This window comes from Sediminibacillus massiliensis (genome assembly GCF_900156915.1).
Taxonomy (GTDB): domain Bacteria; phylum Bacillota; class Bacilli; order Bacillales; family Amphibacillaceae; genus Sediminibacillus_A; species Sediminibacillus_A massiliensis.
Window position 1 is genome coordinate 995614 of record NZ_LT732535.1, and the last position, 16617, is coordinate 1012230.

16 protein-coding genes and 1 riboswitch are annotated in these 16617 nt (G+C 41.3%); of the genes, 2 read left to right on the top strand and 14 right to left on the bottom strand.

Annotated features, from left to right (window positions below; translation table 11 throughout):
- Positions 1-13: 13 nt before the first annotated feature.
- The 5 genes from CZ434_RS05890 to CZ434_RS05910 form a co-directional block, all read right to left on the bottom strand.
- On the bottom strand, positions 14-1576 hold the full coding sequence (locus CZ434_RS05890) for a response regulator transcription factor (protein WP_077622268.1): 1563 nt from the start codon (positions 1574-1576) through the stop codon (positions 14-16).
- Entirely contained in the window at positions 1566-3329 is a 1764-nt protein-coding gene (locus CZ434_RS05895; protein ID WP_077622269.1) for a cache domain-containing sensor histidine kinase, read from the bottom strand. The genes CZ434_RS05890 and CZ434_RS05895 overlap by 11 nt, the downstream gene beginning before the upstream one ends.
- Before the next feature lie 34 nt (positions 3330-3363).
- Positions 3364-4242, bottom strand: coding sequence for a carbohydrate ABC transporter permease (locus CZ434_RS05900; protein WP_077622270.1), 879 nt, complete (start codon positions 4240-4242; stop codon positions 3364-3366).
- Between the two features lie 15 nt (positions 4243-4257).
- A complete protein-coding gene (locus CZ434_RS05905; RefSeq protein ID WP_077622271.1) occupies positions 4258-5133 on the bottom strand; it encodes a carbohydrate ABC transporter permease in 876 nt (291 codons plus the stop codon).
- Positions 5134-5202: 69 nt separating this feature from the next.
- A complete protein-coding gene (locus CZ434_RS05910) occupies positions 5203-6480 on the bottom strand; it encodes an extracellular solute-binding protein (protein WP_077622272.1) in 1278 nt (425 codons plus the stop codon).
- Positions 6481-6831: 351 nt separating this feature from the next.
- On the opposite strand from CZ434_RS05910, the gene CZ434_RS05915 reads away from it, so the two are divergent.
- Complete coding sequence (locus tag CZ434_RS05915) at positions 6832-7647, top strand: HAD family hydrolase (protein WP_077622273.1); 816 nt, start codon at positions 6832-6834, stop codon at positions 7645-7647.
- 167 nt (positions 7648-7814) lie between these two features.
- Here CZ434_RS05915 and CZ434_RS05920 read toward each other — a convergent pair whose 3' ends face one another.
- From CZ434_RS05920 to CZ434_RS05955, 9 genes are all read right to left on the bottom strand, one after another.
- The gene (locus CZ434_RS05920; protein ID WP_077622274.1) at positions 7815-9173 is read right to left on the bottom strand and encodes a glycoside hydrolase family 1 protein; all 1359 of its coding nucleotides are present in this window, start codon (positions 9171-9173) and stop codon (positions 7815-7817) included.
- A 17-nt stretch (positions 9174-9190) separates the two neighbouring features.
- The gene (locus tag CZ434_RS21710; protein ID WP_179107187.1) at positions 9191-9361 is read right to left on the bottom strand and encodes a hypothetical protein; all 171 of its coding nucleotides are present in this window, start codon (positions 9359-9361) and stop codon (positions 9191-9193) included.
- Positions 9362-9567: 206 nt separating this feature from the next.
- Positions 9568-10737 carry an MFS transporter gene (locus tag CZ434_RS05925; protein WP_077622275.1) on the bottom strand — a complete coding sequence of 390 codons (1170 nt, stop codon included), beginning with the start codon at positions 10735-10737 and terminating at the stop codon, positions 9568-9570.
- 234 nt (positions 10738-10971) lie between these two features.
- Complete coding sequence (locus tag CZ434_RS05930) at positions 10972-11904, bottom strand: aldo/keto reductase (RefSeq protein WP_077622276.1); 933 nt, start codon at positions 11902-11904, stop codon at positions 10972-10974.
- A 178-nt stretch (positions 11905-12082) separates the two neighbouring features.
- A complete protein-coding gene (locus CZ434_RS05935; protein ID WP_077622277.1) occupies positions 12083-12610 on the bottom strand; it encodes an HD domain-containing protein in 528 nt (175 codons plus the stop codon).
- Between the two features lie 252 nt (positions 12611-12862).
- A complete protein-coding gene (gene queE, locus CZ434_RS05940) occupies positions 12863-13591 on the bottom strand; it encodes a 7-carboxy-7-deazaguanine synthase QueE (RefSeq protein ID WP_077622278.1) in 729 nt (242 codons plus the stop codon).
- Positions 13584-14060: a 6-carboxytetrahydropterin synthase QueD gene (queD, locus tag CZ434_RS05945; RefSeq protein WP_077622279.1), complete on the bottom strand. Its 477-nt coding sequence runs from the start codon at positions 14058-14060 to the stop codon at positions 13584-13586. The genes queE and queD overlap by 8 nt, the downstream gene beginning before the upstream one ends.
- Entirely contained in the window at positions 14060-14725 is a 666-nt protein-coding gene (gene queC / locus CZ434_RS05950; RefSeq protein WP_077622280.1) for a 7-cyano-7-deazaguanine synthase QueC, read from the bottom strand. Before queC ends, queD begins: the two co-directional genes overlap by 1 nt.
- A gap of 84 nt (positions 14726-14809) precedes the next feature.
- Positions 14810-14854: riboswitch (PreQ1 riboswitch) on the bottom strand.
- 55 nt (positions 14855-14909) lie between these two features.
- Positions 14910-15458, bottom strand: a complete 549-nt coding sequence (locus CZ434_RS05955) for a GNAT family N-acetyltransferase (protein ID WP_077622281.1) — start codon at positions 15456-15458, stop codon at positions 14910-14912.
- Positions 15459-15608: 150 nt separating this feature from the next.
- Between CZ434_RS05955 and CZ434_RS05960 the strand changes: the two genes are divergently transcribed.
- Positions 15609-16586: an NAD(P)H-quinone oxidoreductase gene (locus tag CZ434_RS05960; protein ID WP_077622282.1), complete on the top strand. Its 978-nt coding sequence runs from the start codon at positions 15609-15611 to the stop codon at positions 16584-16586.
- Positions 16587-16617 lie beyond the last annotated feature (31 nt).

Genomic DNA, 16617 nt, shown 5'->3' on the forward strand with positions numbered 1-16617 from the left:
AAATTCAGCTGTTTCAGGATAACCTGTTAACGGTCATTTTGCGGTATTTAGTCGGGGTTGTCCCTGAAAATCTCTTGAATACTTCCACAAAGTATTTATATTCATGGTAACCGACCTGCTCGGCTATTTCATGCACTTTAAATGGTGTTTCTTCAAGCAGCGCTTTGGCTTTCTCCACTCTGATTTCATTAATATATTCGGTGAAATTTTTGCCGGTCCTCTGCTTAAAGAGCGAACTGAAATAATTCGGTGAGATGTTTATGACATCCGCAACTTCCTGTGCTCTTAAGTCAGAAGCATAATAGGTCTTAATATACTCCTCCGCTCTTTCGATCATCCAGTCATTACGGTCAATTTCCCATAGTTCAAACTCTTTCATCAACCGTTCAATGTCCTGGATAAATAAATCTTCAACAAGCTCATAAGAATTGTAAACAGTTAAGTCGATCCGCCGTTCGAAGTTCAGCTTGCCATCTCCTGTATTTCTTTTCAGTAGTTTTTCCGCCCGCTTCCGGATATTCGATACGATTTCCGAACAATATGGCACTACCTCTTTCAGTAAGAAACGGTGTTCTTTCAAATATGCAAATAAGGATTCCAGGAAATCAGCAGTTTTTCCTTGGTTTTGAAAGACGGAATCAATCAAGTCGCTTTCTATTTCATTCGGATATGGTTGGTTTTTTGATAATATTGACTGGTCGAAAGGGCTGACTATGATTCCTTGTTCCACGACCGCCAGATACTCAACATCTTGTCTCAGCCCCTTGTAAACTTTGCCGAGGTTATGAAGTTGTACAGTAGTTTGATTCAATACAAATAAAAGAGAAAAGGATTGATCATTTATAGCCTCCTTTATTATCGGCAGGCAGTCATCCGCTGACAGCTCTTTTGAATTCTTTGCCAGAACACAGGTAAGCAGAATGTTTTCTCCGGTAAAAATAGAGATGCTTTCCAAACCAGAGTTAAAAAGGTGTTGATCCAGTTTCTGTTTCCAGTCCAGCTTTATGTTTTCTACAGTCCCGTCAATACTCTGGTCCAACAGAGATCCATAATTTCCTATCATAGTAAGGAACGGAAATACGGTTACATCCTCCTCAGGAAAACTGTCCTCCTTTTTAACCGGGTAGTCAAACACCTGTGTGTAAATGGCATTTCGGATACTGGAGAATAAGAAACTTCTTGATTCTTTTTTCTCTTCTTCCAATTGTTCGATCAATTTATGGACCACATGCAATAGTTCATCCACATCGACAGGTTTAAGCAAGTAATCCTTTACCCCCAGGTGAATGGCCTGCTGGGCATACTTGAACTCATCATATCCGCTGATCATGATTGTCCGTACAGATGGACGGTTCTCGGCCAAATATCGAGCCAACTCAAGACCATCTTTGTTTGGCATTCTTACATCGGTTATCACAAAATCGATAGATTGCCAACGCTGCAGCTTTTCAATGGCCTCGTTACCGTCATATGCAACATCTACCACTTCAACGCCTGCTTCCTGCCAGGGTATAGTTTCCTTTAGTCCCCTGCAGATAATCGGCTCATCATCGACTATCAGCATTTTATAAGTCATTCTGCTCACCTGACTCTTGAATGTATTTTATATCATCTTTATGAAGGACCGGCATTTTGACCTGGATCCAGGCTCCTTGTCGACGATCCACTTTTTCAATGGAATAACTGGAGCCAAAAGCTAATCCCAGTCTTTCCCGCAGGTTTTCCAAGGCATATCCCTTGCTGCTATCTTGCTTGAGTTCGTCTGAAGGATCTGGAAATCCCCTGCCATTGTCTATGATGTCAACAATCAAATCTTCGTCTTTCCGATAACAACGAAGGTTGATGAAACCTTGACCCTGGAGGTCCTTAAACCCATGCAGGATGCTGTTTTCCACCAGAGGCTGAAGGAGCTGTTTCATTATATAGGCATCCTTGATTTCTGCATCATAATAAATGGAAAACTGCAATCGCTCTCCCATTCTGCTTTTTTGCAATTCCAGATAGTTTTGAATATAGATAACCTCTTCTTCTACAGTCACCCACATTTTTCCCATATTCAAATTCATCCGGAAAATTTTCGATAGACGTTCAATCAACTGGCCGGTCTCCATCGCCTTTTCCAGCCTGGCAGTCCATCTGATCATATCAAGTGTGTTATAAAGAAAATGAGGGTCTATTTGACTTTGAAGCGCTTTTAACTCTGATTCCTTTTGTTTGATTTTCAGCTTATATTCTCTGTCGATGTATTGCTGAATCATAACCACCATCCGATTGAATCTGGCTCCAAGCCTTCCAATTTCATCCTCTGAAGTAACGTTGACTTTTGCAGAGAAATCGCCGTTTTCCAGCTGTTTGGTTTGTGCTGTAAGCTCTGTAATCCGTTTAATATTGAAATAGTAAAAACCTGCAAAAGCAATTATGCCCAACAAAATCAACAGAAGAATCATATCGGTAATCAAGGATCTCACTTGATACAATCCCTTGACGACTTCCCCTTCATTAACTGTAACGACAGAATACCAGCTCGTGCCTTCGATCGGGCTTTTCACTAACAAGTAATCATCATTTCCATGTTGAAAAGTCGTGACATTTTGCTCACTGCCCATAACCAAATCGATGACATTGTTATCAGGAAACCTATCCCCGACCATGGATGTATCCGGATGAAGGACAACTTCCCCGGATTCTGACAGGACAAAATAATCCCCTTGCTGTTCAGCGTCGGTTTCTACCGCTTGATACAGAGCTGGAACATCAAGCCTTATCCGCACCAGCCCAATCGGTTCCGAAATATTATCAATATCGTTGATCATTCTGGAAAGACTGACTACCTTCTGGGTTCCGCCCCACTCACTTTCTACCTGGTAGCTGTCACTCCAAGAAGGACCTCCACCCATTGTTCGTGCCTGTTCTAGGAGCGAACTTTCATCCGCCTGGATAGGTGTGCCGAACTCAAGAGAGCTTCCTTCCTCTCCTGATAGCAGAATGGAATCGATATAACGGTTACTCATAAGCTGAAATGTCAAGTAACCTTTGATATTTTCTTCCACCCGTCTCATTTCCTGAACTTCCGTTTCCGGGGTAGTCATAAAAGTCTTGAAGCTTTCATCATAAATCATGTAAGACGTCATTGTTTCGATATTTCTGATGATTGATATCAAATTGTCATCGTTTTTCTCCAACCTGGCAATCGTATTCTCTTCCGCCTGTTTTTTGAAAGCATGGGTTGTTTGATAATAAATCAAAATTCCAAACAAGATCGTAGGTAAAGTGATTAATACTAAGAATACGGTTGCAAATTGTTTTTTAAGATTCCAGCGCCGGAACATGTGACATCAATCCTTAAATTATTCTCACCCTATTCTAGCCTTTTACAGCACCAGCTGTCATGCCCTTGACAATTTCTTTTTCAAGCAGCAAGTAAAAAGCGACAATAGGAACCAGGGACATTGTCAGTCCAGCCATCTGTGCACCATAATTGGTAGTAAACTGTCCGGCAAAACTTGCGAGACCCAGAGGCAATGTTTGCAGCATAGGATCATTGATCAATACCAATGCAAAAGAGAATTCATTCCAGTTATAAATGAAGTTAAGAATTACTACTGTAGCAACTGCCGGTCGTGACATCGGCAGAATAATCGACCAGAAAATCCGGAAAATACCGCATCCATCCATTATTGCCGATTCTTCGATGTCTTTTGGAAAAGCCTTCATGAAGCTGGTCAGCAAAAAGATCGTGATCGGCAAATGGAAGGCAATATATGGGAATAACAGAGTGATCGGTGTGTTCAACAGACCAAGATTTCTCATTAAAATGAACATCGGTACCAAAGTTGCATGAATCGGGATCAACATCCCGAAAATGAAGAAAGTGTAAACAACTTTACTCATCCGGAATTGGAACCTCGCCAGAAAATAAGATGCAATCGCACCGATAAGAACGGTGATCGCTGTCGCTGTCAGACAAATAAAAATACTATTTCCAAACAGAACACCAAAATTTGCAGTATTCCAGGCATCTACATAGTTTTGGAAAACAAACTCCTTAGGAAAACCAAATTGGTTTACAGCGAATTCCTGATTTGACTTAAAAGAGTTAATTACCATCCACAGAATCGGATAGGCGTTCACAATTACAAATAAAATCAACACTGCGTAAATAATCGCTTTTTTCAAACTCATTTTTTTACGTCTGCCCTTTTTTTCATCTACTTTTGCTTTAGATTGTACAGCTGTTTCCATTTGTCTTCCTCCCTCCTAAATCATCTTCCTGCCTAATAGCTTGGTCACGATAAAAATCAAAAGCAGACTAAAGAAGAAAATCACTACTGAAACGGCGCTGCCATAACCGTACTGCAACTGGCTGAATGTTTCATTGAACATATAGAGCGCCATAACATCTGTTGAGTGCGATGGTCCGCCATTTGTCATTACATAAATCAAATCAAATGTCTTCAAACTTCCTGCAATACAAAGAATGACCGCAACAATAATCGTGTCCCATATCATCGGCACTGTGATTTTCCAAGTTGTCGTCCACTCATTCGCTCCGTCGATCCTGGCTGCCTCCAGCACTTCTTCCGGAACGTTTTGCAATGCGGCTAAAAAGATAATCAAATACAAGCCTACAAACTGCCAAATGACTGTCGCACAAACGGCGATCATAGACCATTGTGTGTCACCGAGCCAATTCTGCGCCAATGCACCTAATCCGATCGCTCTCAAAAATTCGTTGATCATCCCGTTCTCCGAGTTATAAATCAAGCTCCAAGTTAATGATATGACAACGGTAGATAAAACGACGGGAAGGAAACCGATCGTACGGAAAATCTTTAATCCTTTAAGCTTCCTGTTCAGCAAAAGTGCAATGAACAATGCAATCGGTACTTGACCGAAAACTGATGCCAGTACAACATAGATGTTATTTTTCACAGAATTCCAAAATAAGGAATCCTGGAACAGCTGTTGAAAGTTAGTCAAGCCCACAAAAGTCATTTCAGAAAAGCCATCCCATTCCATAAAGGAATAATAAAAGGATTGAAGTATTGGCAAGATGGCAAAAACCGTATAAAGCAATAATGCAGGAGCTAAACCAATAATAATGGCGGCTTTTGTTTTTCCAGCAGCATGCATGTTATCCCTCCTATATGTGCACAGGCTGCCAATTGCTTGGCAACCTGCTTCATTCATCTCAGTCAGATGTTATTTTTCCAGCTCTTCTTGCATTTCAGCTGCAAGTTCCTCCGGTGTCTTTTCACCCAAAGTGATAGACTGTAGTCCGTTATTGATGACATCAGTCAATTCAGGAGTCAAAGTAGCATCATATACTGGAGCAAGCCCGCCTTGAGCAAGTTGATTTGCTTCCTGGAAAACTTGCGGGATATCATCGCTCATTTCGACATCCGCCGGCACAATAATGTGCGCTTGAACCAATTCTTGGTACATTTCTTCAATATAGAAAAACTTCAAAAATTCGAAAGCAGCATCCTGTTCAGCTTCGCTCAAACTACTATTGACTGCGATACCGCCACCTGCAACACCAGCTATCTTAGCTGGGTCACCTTCTCCACCTTCAAATTCAGGGAATGGAGCCACCCCTATGTCTTCATTGCTTTCCACACTGTCCAGGATTGGACCGATCGCCCATGACCCGGCAAAATGCATGGCGGAGTCACCGCTAAGGAACATACTTCTTGCTTGCGCTTCATCGATCGTGTTCATATCACCGTTGAAAGCATCCATCTTGGTCATTTCATCTATGACTGAAAGGGCATTGATAAATTGGTCATTTTCAAATGTTCCTTCACCATTAAGTGTGTTTGGAAGGAAATCGCTTCCAGTATAGCGGTCACCGATCGTAGAAATATAAACAGATTGCAAAGGCCAAGTCGCTTTGTTACCTAAAGCAATCGGTGTAGTTCCTGTCTCATTCAAACTACTGATAAGCGTTTTCAAGTCTTCGTACGTAGTCGGGAATTCTTCGAAACCAGCCTCTTTTACAGCATCTTTATGGTAGAAAATCAAACTTGTTTCGCTGATATTCCCCGGAATAGCGTATTGCTCTCCATCAATTGCATAGTCTTTCATGACTCCTTCAGGAATAACACCTTCCCAGTTGTCTTTAATGGAATTCAATGACAGTACGGATTCCCCTTTAACTAACGGTTCAAGCCTTGTTCCCGGCCATACCCGGAACATATCGGGAAGCTGCTGTCCTGCTGCTTGTGTGCGAAGTTTCGTTTCATATTGATCATGCGGAATTGCTTCAATTTTCACTTGTATGTTTTCGTTTTGCTCGTTGAATTTCTCAACCATGTTCTTATAAGTAGTGTTTTCAGGACGATCTTCCGTCCAGTCGTTCCATAATGTTAATTCTATGACATCCCCACTGCCGGACGATTCTTCACCACTGCCACTGCTACAGGCAGCAAGCCCCAGCACTACTACCAATCCGAATAATAGCATACCTATTTTTTTCATCTATAAGTCCTCCTTTTGTTAAGCGCTTACACAGATTGTAACAGCTTTCATTTTTTAAAATATCCCAGAAATCTATGAAAACATCCAATATTTTACGAATTTTTTAATAATGTAATATTTTTGAGACAATAAACTCTCTTAATCATTGTTTTTTTGAAATGTAAATAATTCCAATCAAATTTGCCCCTGTGATACAATTTTATTAACTTAAAAAGATAACTTCCATGAGCAAGCAGTCTGCAAACTTTGAGTCGAGCAGGAAAATCTATAAACAGGCTTTCGTTTACTGAGATGATTTTTTTCTTGTTCCATCTTATTTCTTATGGAAAATGACAATAGAAGGAGTCAGTTATGCCAGATTATAAAGTATTATTTTTAGATATCGACGGGACGATCATGAAACATGATGGCACTATGGAACAATCTACTATAGACGCGATTAAGATAGCACAAGAACAAAATATAGAGGTTTTTCTGGCAACAGGCAGGCCATTACATGAAATATCTTATATAGCCGATCAGCTCAATATCCATTCTTTCATTGGATATAATGGGGCATATGCCATATACAAAGATAAAGTGATTGTAAACGAACCAATGCCCCCCGCTCTCATTTCCCGTTATATGAGCATTGCCAGTAAGCTTGGACACGACATGCTTATGTACACAAGTAAACAAAATTTGTTTACTACACTGGAATCTAAACCTATAAAAGAAATGATAAGTTACTTGAATTTCCAACATAATGGACTTCTTTCCCGAGAAATAAAAGAGGAGATACTGGGGGTATCCTTGTTAAATGTAACCAAAGAAGATTTAAAGCATTATCAAGGAAGTAAAGACATCCACTTTGAACCGGTACTGGCCCAGGATGTCGAAGGACGCAATTTTTATGATGCAATCAGGGATAACGTAAATAAAGGCGAGGCTGTTAAAAAATTGATGAATCATTTAAAATTCCCACTTGAAAGCTCGATAGCCTTCGGGGATGGCATGAATGACAAAGAAATGCTCTCTGTGACAGGAGAAAGCTTCGCAATGGCAAACGCACATCCCTCCTTGTTTGATTACGCCAAGCATACCACCTCAGATGTCAATGATGGAGGGGTGTTCAATGGACTGGCTTCCCTCGGACTTATGAACAACAAAGTTGAGACAAAAAATTAAAACGAATGGCAGATTCATTACAACTTACAAGAAGCAAACACCAAAAAAACGCTTGGAATGTTTACGACCAAGCGTTTTTTTATATAGGCTAGTAAACGAAGATCCAGTCATTAGTAATCAACATTTTAAACGGAAAATCTTGCTTTATAGCTGAAGAGCCTTAGCGGTTACAAATTCTCTCCATTTGATGCAATCACTTGTTTATACCAGTCAAAGCTTTTCTTCTTGTATCTCTTCAAATCTCTTAAGTCCTTCTCGTCTCTGTTGATATAAATAAATCCATACCGCTTCGACATTTGGCCTTTTGAACTAAGAATGTCTGTAGCTCCCCAAGTCAAATATCCGATAATGTCGACTCCTTCTTCCATCGCATTTTTCATTTCACTTAAATGATCCCTCAAATAATCGATGCGGTAATCATCTTCTACGGTGTAATTTTCATCCAATTCTTCCTTTACCCCTATTCCGTTTTCGGTCACAAATATCGGAAGACGGTATCTTGAATACATATCTTTTAATGCAATCCGGAATCCAATCGGGTCAACTGTCCACCCCCACTCAGTTGCCTCCAAGTATGGATTTTTGGTAATTCCGGCCGTAATACCTGCCTTGTCGGTAGCCTGTACTGTATGACTTTGATAATAACTGATGGATAAATAATCAACTGTGTTTTCTTTCAGCAGCTGTTTATCACCTTCTTCGAATGTCGGCATGATTCCCTTTTTCGTCAATTCACTGGATACATAAGCAGGATACTCGCCATTAGCAAACACATCGAAATAGAAATCGTTCAATAGTTCCTTAGCTTTATGATTAGCCAAAGCATCTTCCGGCTTAGGTGTTGTCGGGTATGTAGTGAAATAAGTGATCATACCAGCCATCTGCCCGCCCGGTACAATCTCATGGAGAGCTTTTGTCGCTCTTGCATGGGCTATAAAAGCATTATGACAAACCTGGTAACGTAACGCTTCCGAGTCACCGTCCTTGACTACTCCCCAATATTCCGGATTTAACAGCACCAAGTTTTGTTCATTGAATGTCAACCAGTATTTCACCTTATCTTTATAACGTTCAAACACGGTCCTGGCATACTTTTCAAACAAATCAACAACTTTTCTTGAAGCAAAGCCATTGTATTTTTCGGCAAGAGCTTGCGGAGCATCGAAGTGATACAGAGTAATCACAGGCTGGATTCCATTGTCAATCATCTCGTCGAAGACATTATCGTAAAATTCCAATCCTTCTTCATTCGCTTCCCCTTCTCCGTCAGGGAATATACGGGCCCAGGAAATGCTTGTCCGGTAAGCATTGAAACCCATCTCTTTAAACAGCGCGATGTCTTCTTTATAGCGATTATAGAAATCAACAGCTACTTTCCAGTCAGAATGACCTTCAGGGATAGGTCTTGCGTCTACGATAGAAGGACCTTTCCCTCCTTCATTCCAAGCTCCTTCTGTTTGGAACGAAGTAACTGCTCCTCCCCACATAAAATTTTCTGGTATGATACTTGAACGGTTAATAGCCACTTTTCATTACCCCTCTCCTAATTTTTAACTTCCAATACTTCTTTCCCGCTTTCTTTCATAAAACCATAAACAGCACCCAATAAATTTGCGTTTTCCCGGAAAGTACAAGCAGCGATGACCGGTTTTATCCTTGCCAGCCGGACAGCGTTTACAATATTGCCAAGCTTCTCATCGATACGATCGATCAAATCCTTGCGTGCGCTAATTCCTCCGCCTATCAGGATTACTTCCGGATCATAGATATCACCCTAATTTACTCATTCTCTATTGAAAATGCTTACACAAATATGCAATCCATTTTATCATATCTCTGATTAACCACAACCTCTCCATTATCTTTATTCTGTAAAGTATCCATTAAAAAAAGACAGCCAACCCTGCAAAAGGCGACTGTCTAACTGACCGTTTGCTGGACTTTTTTCAAAGGAAGCATCTGGTAGACTATAAGACTGATACTCCCGATCAATGCCGACCATCCTAGAATAAAATAAAGGGTTTCTCCTCCGAAACTGTCAATCAATGCCCCACCCAGCAAGGAACCGATTATGCCAGAAACACCAAAAAAGACCGATACAAAGACTAGATGGCCGGTTGATTGCAAATTGACCGGTATCAATCTAGTCACATAGTGAAAAGCCGTGAGGTAAAATACACCAAACGTAATGCCATGCATGAATTGAAAACCTATTACAAAAGCCGGATTGTCTAAGAAAGCGTAAATAAACCATCTAAGACTGTACAAAAATCCTGCAGCGATAATAAAATACAATGGATGGAATTTTTTGAACCAGACAGCAGCCAAAGCAAAAACGATGGCTTCACTGAGCACTCCGACGAACCAAGCTACACCCACCAATCCTTCACTGCCACCCAATTGTACAATGTAAATACCCAAAAAGCTGTCACTTGCCCTATGTGTGACGGTCATGAACATGATCAAGAACAAGAACCACAAAAATGGTTTGTTCCCCAACAGCCTCTTTATATCTTTTAATTGGACTCTCGCTTTTGATTCTACTTTAATGTCGGTCAGAGCCAGGCACGAGAGCAATGCCGCTACCCCGAAGAGGAAGTAAGGCCATACCATTTTGTCCACGTCTACAAGTGACAACAATTCGCCAATCAATAAGGCGGATATTGCAAAGCCAATCGAACCCCACGTCCGTATGCTTCCAAAAGCAATCTGCAATTGATCGGCCTTCCTCTGGGTTAAACTATCGCTCAGGGCTCCTATCGGTGAAATAAAAAAATAAAAAACCGCCGCCATGATGATGATCGCAGCCAAAACATTCATTTGAAAGAAGAGAAGACTGCAAGAAAGCAAGCCCCCGAAACAAATAAGAAGTATTCGCTTGACCGTTTGATACCTGTCACTCATAAACCCCCAAAAGGGCTGCGCGATAATAGAGGCCAACGGACCAATCGCCAAAACCCAGCCTATCTCTTTGCCATCCAAATCTTTATGTTGAAGATATAGTGGCAGAAAAGTGACGACAATCGAGTTGGCAGCATGAAAGAAAAAGAGCAAAAACTTCAAAGAAAGCACCGACTCATGTTTGGACATTGACTTATTCTCCCCTGTTTAAAATACCATTTTCTTATGATATCCAGCTATGTAACAACACAATAAAAATGGTCGCCTTAACAACCTATTTAACAACCTTCCAGTTTATGAAAATACTTTGAAATCAACTTTGTTATTGTAGCACGTTGAGCCAATCTGTGCATGCGTTTTCATATTAACGCAAACAAACCCGGATGAAGACAGAAAAAGCCTTTCATCCGGACCATGGGCATATCAGCGGAACACACGATCAATTTCGTCCACTTCACTTTGGGATAGTTGCACATCCAAAGTCTTTAAATTGTTCAATACCTGATCAGGCCTTTTTGCTCCAGGAATAATCGCGTCTATTCCTTCCCGTGTCAGATACCATGCCAAAACTACATGGGCAACTTCGGCATTGTTTGCTTCAGCGATGTGCCTGATTTTGTCCACCTTGTCCAGGTTCCTTTCAAATTCTTCACCTTGGAAATGCGGCATGCTCTTGCGTAAATCATCGAACTTCGTTTCTTTCGTGTACTTGCCGGCCAATAAACCTGAAGCTAGTGGAAAGTATGGAATGAAGGAAATGTTGTGTTCTGCTGCATATGGCAGCAATTCTTTTTCAGCATATCGTTGAAGGAGATTATATTCACCTTGAAAAACGTCTACATATCCATCCTTGTTTGCTTGTTTCAATTGATCGATTGAAAAGTTTGAGACACCGATTGATTTTATTTTCCCTTCATCTTTGAGTTCTTTCAAGGCACCCACTGCTTCATCCTTCGGAGTATCTTCATCAGGAAAGTGGATGTAATATAAGTCAATATAATCGGTTCCAAGCCGTTTCAGGCTGTCTTCAACAGCTTGTTTCAGAAATGATGGTGAATTATCCATCACTGTTTCATCACCGGCAAATTTGTGCGCACCCTTGGTTGCTATGACAACTTCATCCCGTTTACCTGTTTCCTTCAACACTTCTCCGATTAACTCTTCTGATCGTTTCGGCCCATAAATAAAAGCGGTATCGAGAAAATTGATACCATTACTGATGGCAGTACGGACTAAGTCTTTTCCAGTCTCTTCATTCAGATTCGGATAAAGATTATGGCCTCCTACAGCATTCGTACCTAATCCAATCGGGTTTACTGTTAGATCCGATTTTCCGAGTTTTGTTTGTCCTGCCAAATATATCCACTCCTTTCTATTTATAAGTTTAATAATTACATAACAGACTCTGAAAATAAAAGAAATTGCTTAAAGGAATAATAAAACATGGGAAGAGGAATCGCACAAACTGTGCAGTAGGGAAACAAGGGAGGAGAGGGAGAGGAGGAAGAAGCCGATCCTTGCCATAATCACAGCTTCATACTATTATTTCCGAATCCTCATGCTGATCAATTTTTGTATCGAGCTTTTCGATCAATCTTAATTCATCCTTCGGGTCGATGTTTCGATAGTGATGCAAATCCCCCGGCTGTTTATCCTTCTCATCGGCTAAATGGACGACCTTTTGTAAAGGACTAAGCTGAAAATTCCCCTCGGGCAATGCTGATTCTGTATGAAACAAAACAGCATGGGCGATTTCTTTAGCAGCTTGTTTGTCTTCCCCTAATCGGACCAGCAGCTTATGAGCCCGTTCAGCGCCCTTAATCGGATGAATATCACAATTCTTATATAACTGATAGTCCCACTCTCCATTTCGGTACCAGTTATAATGGCCGATATCATGAAGAAAGCCCGCTTTTGCTGCCAAATCAGGGTTTACTCCGTACGTCTTGGCAAGATGAAAGGCGTGATTGGCCACCGAAATAGCATGAGCCATGCCCGAACGCCTTACATATTTTTGGGTAATGGGATGTTGATAAATATTTTTCAATGTAACTTTTCTCATGAGAATTTCTCCTTTCTTTTCTGAATTTTCAAAATGTTAAATTATCGATATATTATCATTAAAATATGTGTAAATCAACACTTTGTTCTCGACATAAAACCGGTTTATGAGTAACATATACCCGCTATATCTGTGAATCAGTCATACATTTTCTGGATAAGATTTTTGCAGCTTCGACACGAATAAAAAAACCTGGTCATAGACCAGGCAGCAATATTCAGCTTTAAAAACAACTTTAAAGCGAAAGCTCATTCATACCCCTCGCTTATTTCCCCATAACAAGGCATGGACTTGCGGAAGTACTCTGACATTGTTCAATTGTTCGGAATCGACTACTTTGTTGATAAGCCACTCGTATTTTGCAAGCAGTCTGGCAGAGAGGCTTGCCGGATTTGACTCTTCCAAATCTTCATTGCCTACTTGCAAATAGAATGATATGCCAGGATAACGCTGATGGACAGCTTCTGCAAAGTCAAGATCCTCTTCATTGAAAATGACCACTTTCAGACTCGCATGGTGGTCGACTTTATTTTCAGTCAATCTTTTCACAATGTCGTCAAGCGTCTCCCAATTGGTGTTCATTCCGGAGCTCGGCGGCTTTGGGGAGATAGTCAAATCATCAATTGCCAAGAACCATTCCTGCCAACGGCTGCCTTGAGTTTCCAATGCGACCTCACAACCAATTGCATGCAGACTGTCAACCAATTCCTTCAAGTGTACTAAAAGGGCCGGATTGCCTCCGGAAATGGTGACGTGGTCAAATCGTCTACCGCCTGTTCTTATTAACTGTTGAACAATCTCATCAGCTGTCAGTCTATGAATCTCCTCTTTTGCACTTCCGTCCCAAGTAAAAGCCGAATCACACCAGGAACAACTGTAATCACATCCGGCTGTACGGACAAACATCGTCTTCCTTCCTACTACCATACCTTCCCCTTGTATGGTAGGACCGAAAATTTCGAGTACAGGGAATTTATGCATTGATCATCCACTCCCTCCGTACCTCTGCGTAACTAGTGGGTGTCTCATATAACCGCACGAATTCCAACCTGAGTTCTTGATATTTTACTTTCGACAATTCTTCGGCCATTTTTTCATAAATCCAAACAACCATATTTTCGGCCGATGTATTCATGTTTGGCAATGTTTCATTAAGGTAACGATGATCAAGATATATTTCCACTTTTTCTTTCCAGATTTCTTTTATATCCCCAAAGTCGATTACCAGTCCGATTTCATCGACGAAGCCGCTTATGCCAAAAATCACTTTATAAGTGTGTCCATGAAGGTTTTTGCACTTGCCTTCATAGCAATGAAGATGATGGGCAGCGTCGAATGTAAACTCCTTACTGACCATCACTCTTTTGCTATGATACTTCAATTCCTGCTTTTGTATTTCTTCTCCGAGTTTTTGCAGCTTTTCAACAATGGTGAACCCATATTGTTCCATTACTTTTCTGCACCTTCCAACTGTGCCAGATATTGATCCAGTCCCTTCTGCCGAAGCTTACAGGCTGGACACTCGCCGCATCCCGAGCCCCTTACCCCTTCATAACAAGTAAGTGTTCTTTCTCTTACAAAGTCGAATGCACCCAACTTATCGGCTAGCTCCCACGTCTGTGCTTTATCCAGCCACATCAATGGGGTATGAATCACAAACTGTTCATCCATCGACAAATTCAAGGTAACATTGAGTGATTTAATAAAAATATCGCGACAATCCGGGTACCCGCTGAAATCCGTTTCGCAAACGCCTGTGACAATATGCTTTGCCCCGATTTGGCCGGCCATGATGGTGGCGAACGAAAGAAACAACAAATTACGTCCCGGCACGAAGGTCGACGGCAGTTCTCCTTCTTCTCCATCTTGAACATCTATACTATTTCTTGTGAGGGCGTTCGGGGCCAGTTGATTGAGAAGCGCCATATCCAGAATGGTATGTTTTACATTCAAGTCGGCAGCTATCTCTTTGGCCACCTCGATCTCTTCCTTATGCCTTTGGTCATAATCGAATGTCACCACTTCTACTTCCTCGAATTTTTCAAGGGCCCAGAACAAACAAGTAGTACTGTCCTGACCACCACTGAATACGACAACCGCTTTATTATTTTGCATAAAAAAATTCCCCTTTCATCTTTGAAAAAGAGAATCCTATCTACCCGAAAAAAATAAAAAAACTATACCTAAGAAAGTATAGTTTCGTTCTTAGTTTTTTATAGAGGGTGTAGCTAGAACCTCTTTATGTAATTGACTTTATCATAACAAAAGATTTACTATCTGTCATGTCACTAAAACTCAATCATTCAGAAAACGTCCACTCGTTTGCCAACATTCCGTAAACCATATGGTCCACATACCGTCCATTGATTTTCTGAGCCTGCCTGATACACCCTTCTTCGGTGAAGCCAAGCCGTTCCGGGATTCTTCTGCTTTTCCAGTTATCGGAAGCAGCGCGAATCTCCACCCGGTTCAATTTCCATTCTGAAAATGCATAAGAAATCAAAGCTGCACAAGATTTAGTCATTAGTCCACGCCCCTCAAACCCGCTTCCGAGCCAGTAACCTATGGAAGTATTCAAGTTGTGCCAGTTAATGTGATGAAAGCTGATTACTCCCGCTATGTCTCCTTGATACCATATGCCTGCACTGAAACCGTTATTCTCGGCAAAACGTTGGATAGTTGACTTTATGAATCGCTGTGTATCTTCCAGGCAAGTATTATCAGCAATCAAAGGCAACCATTTGACCAGTTCGCTTTTTGATTTTTCTGTAAGCGAAAACAATGACTCGGCATCCTGCAAATCAAGCATTTTTAAATGAAGTGAATCATCGATCGTGTACTTGAACATGTTAATTTCTCCCCTTTGTCTGAATACATTGCATGTTGGATTATTTTTATATTGTAGCATTACTAAGGGAAGGAAACAGGACATATTCTTTTATGACTTAAAGATATAATGATAAAATTTGTCCATACCACGAGAAAAGGAGCTTTTATAATGAAAGCAATCATAGTTGAAGAACCCGGTGGAGCAGAGCAGCTGCAGCTGAAAGATCGGAATCAACCAGAAGTGAAAAATGGTGAACTACTTGTAAAAGTAAAGGCAGCAGGGGTTAACCGGACCGATATAATCAACAGGCAGGCAAAATCCGGTTACCTTGACCATCCGATTCTCGGCATAGAAGTTTCCGGAATTGTGGTGGAAGCGGGCCCCGGGACGAATGTAAAAACCGGTACCAGGGTAATGGGCCTTGTTAACGGGGGTGGTTATGCCGAGTATGCGGTCATGCCGGCAGAACGGGCGATGGTTGTTCCAGACAACCTGTCTTTTGAAGAAGCAGCCGCCATCCCGGAAGTCTTTTTGACAGCATACCAGACATTGTACTGGCTGGGAGCTCTGCGAGAAAAAGAAACGGTTCTCATCCACGCAGGCGGTAGTGGTGTCGGTACAGCTGCCATCCAATTGGCCAAACAGCTTTCCAGTGCTAAAGTAATCACTACGGCGGGCTCAAGCGAAAAGCTGGAATACTGTCATTCACTTGGTGCAGATATCGGCATTAACTATAAGACCCAGGAATTTGACCAAGAAGTATTGAATGCTACCGGTAATCAGGGAGTAGAACTTATTCTCGATTTTGTCGGTGCTTCCTATTATCGTAAAAACATGGCAAGTATAAAAGTGGACGGAAGATGGATTTTGATTGGACTGCTTGGCGGTTCTCAGCTCGAAAAAGTAAATTTGATGGAATTAATGGCAAAACGAGTGCAATGGAAAGGAACCTTGCTGACACCAAGATCAGATCAATACAAAGCTGAATTGACAAAAGACTTTTCAGAAAAAGCCCTCCAACTGTTTGCTGATGGAAAACTGCGTCCGGTCATCGACAGAGTTTTTCCATTGGAGGAAGTACAGCAGGCCCACCTTCATATGGAGAGTAATAAAAACATCGGCAAAATTTTGCTGAAAGTTGATTGAAGAACAGGGTTGGCAGTTGGCCGCTGCCAGC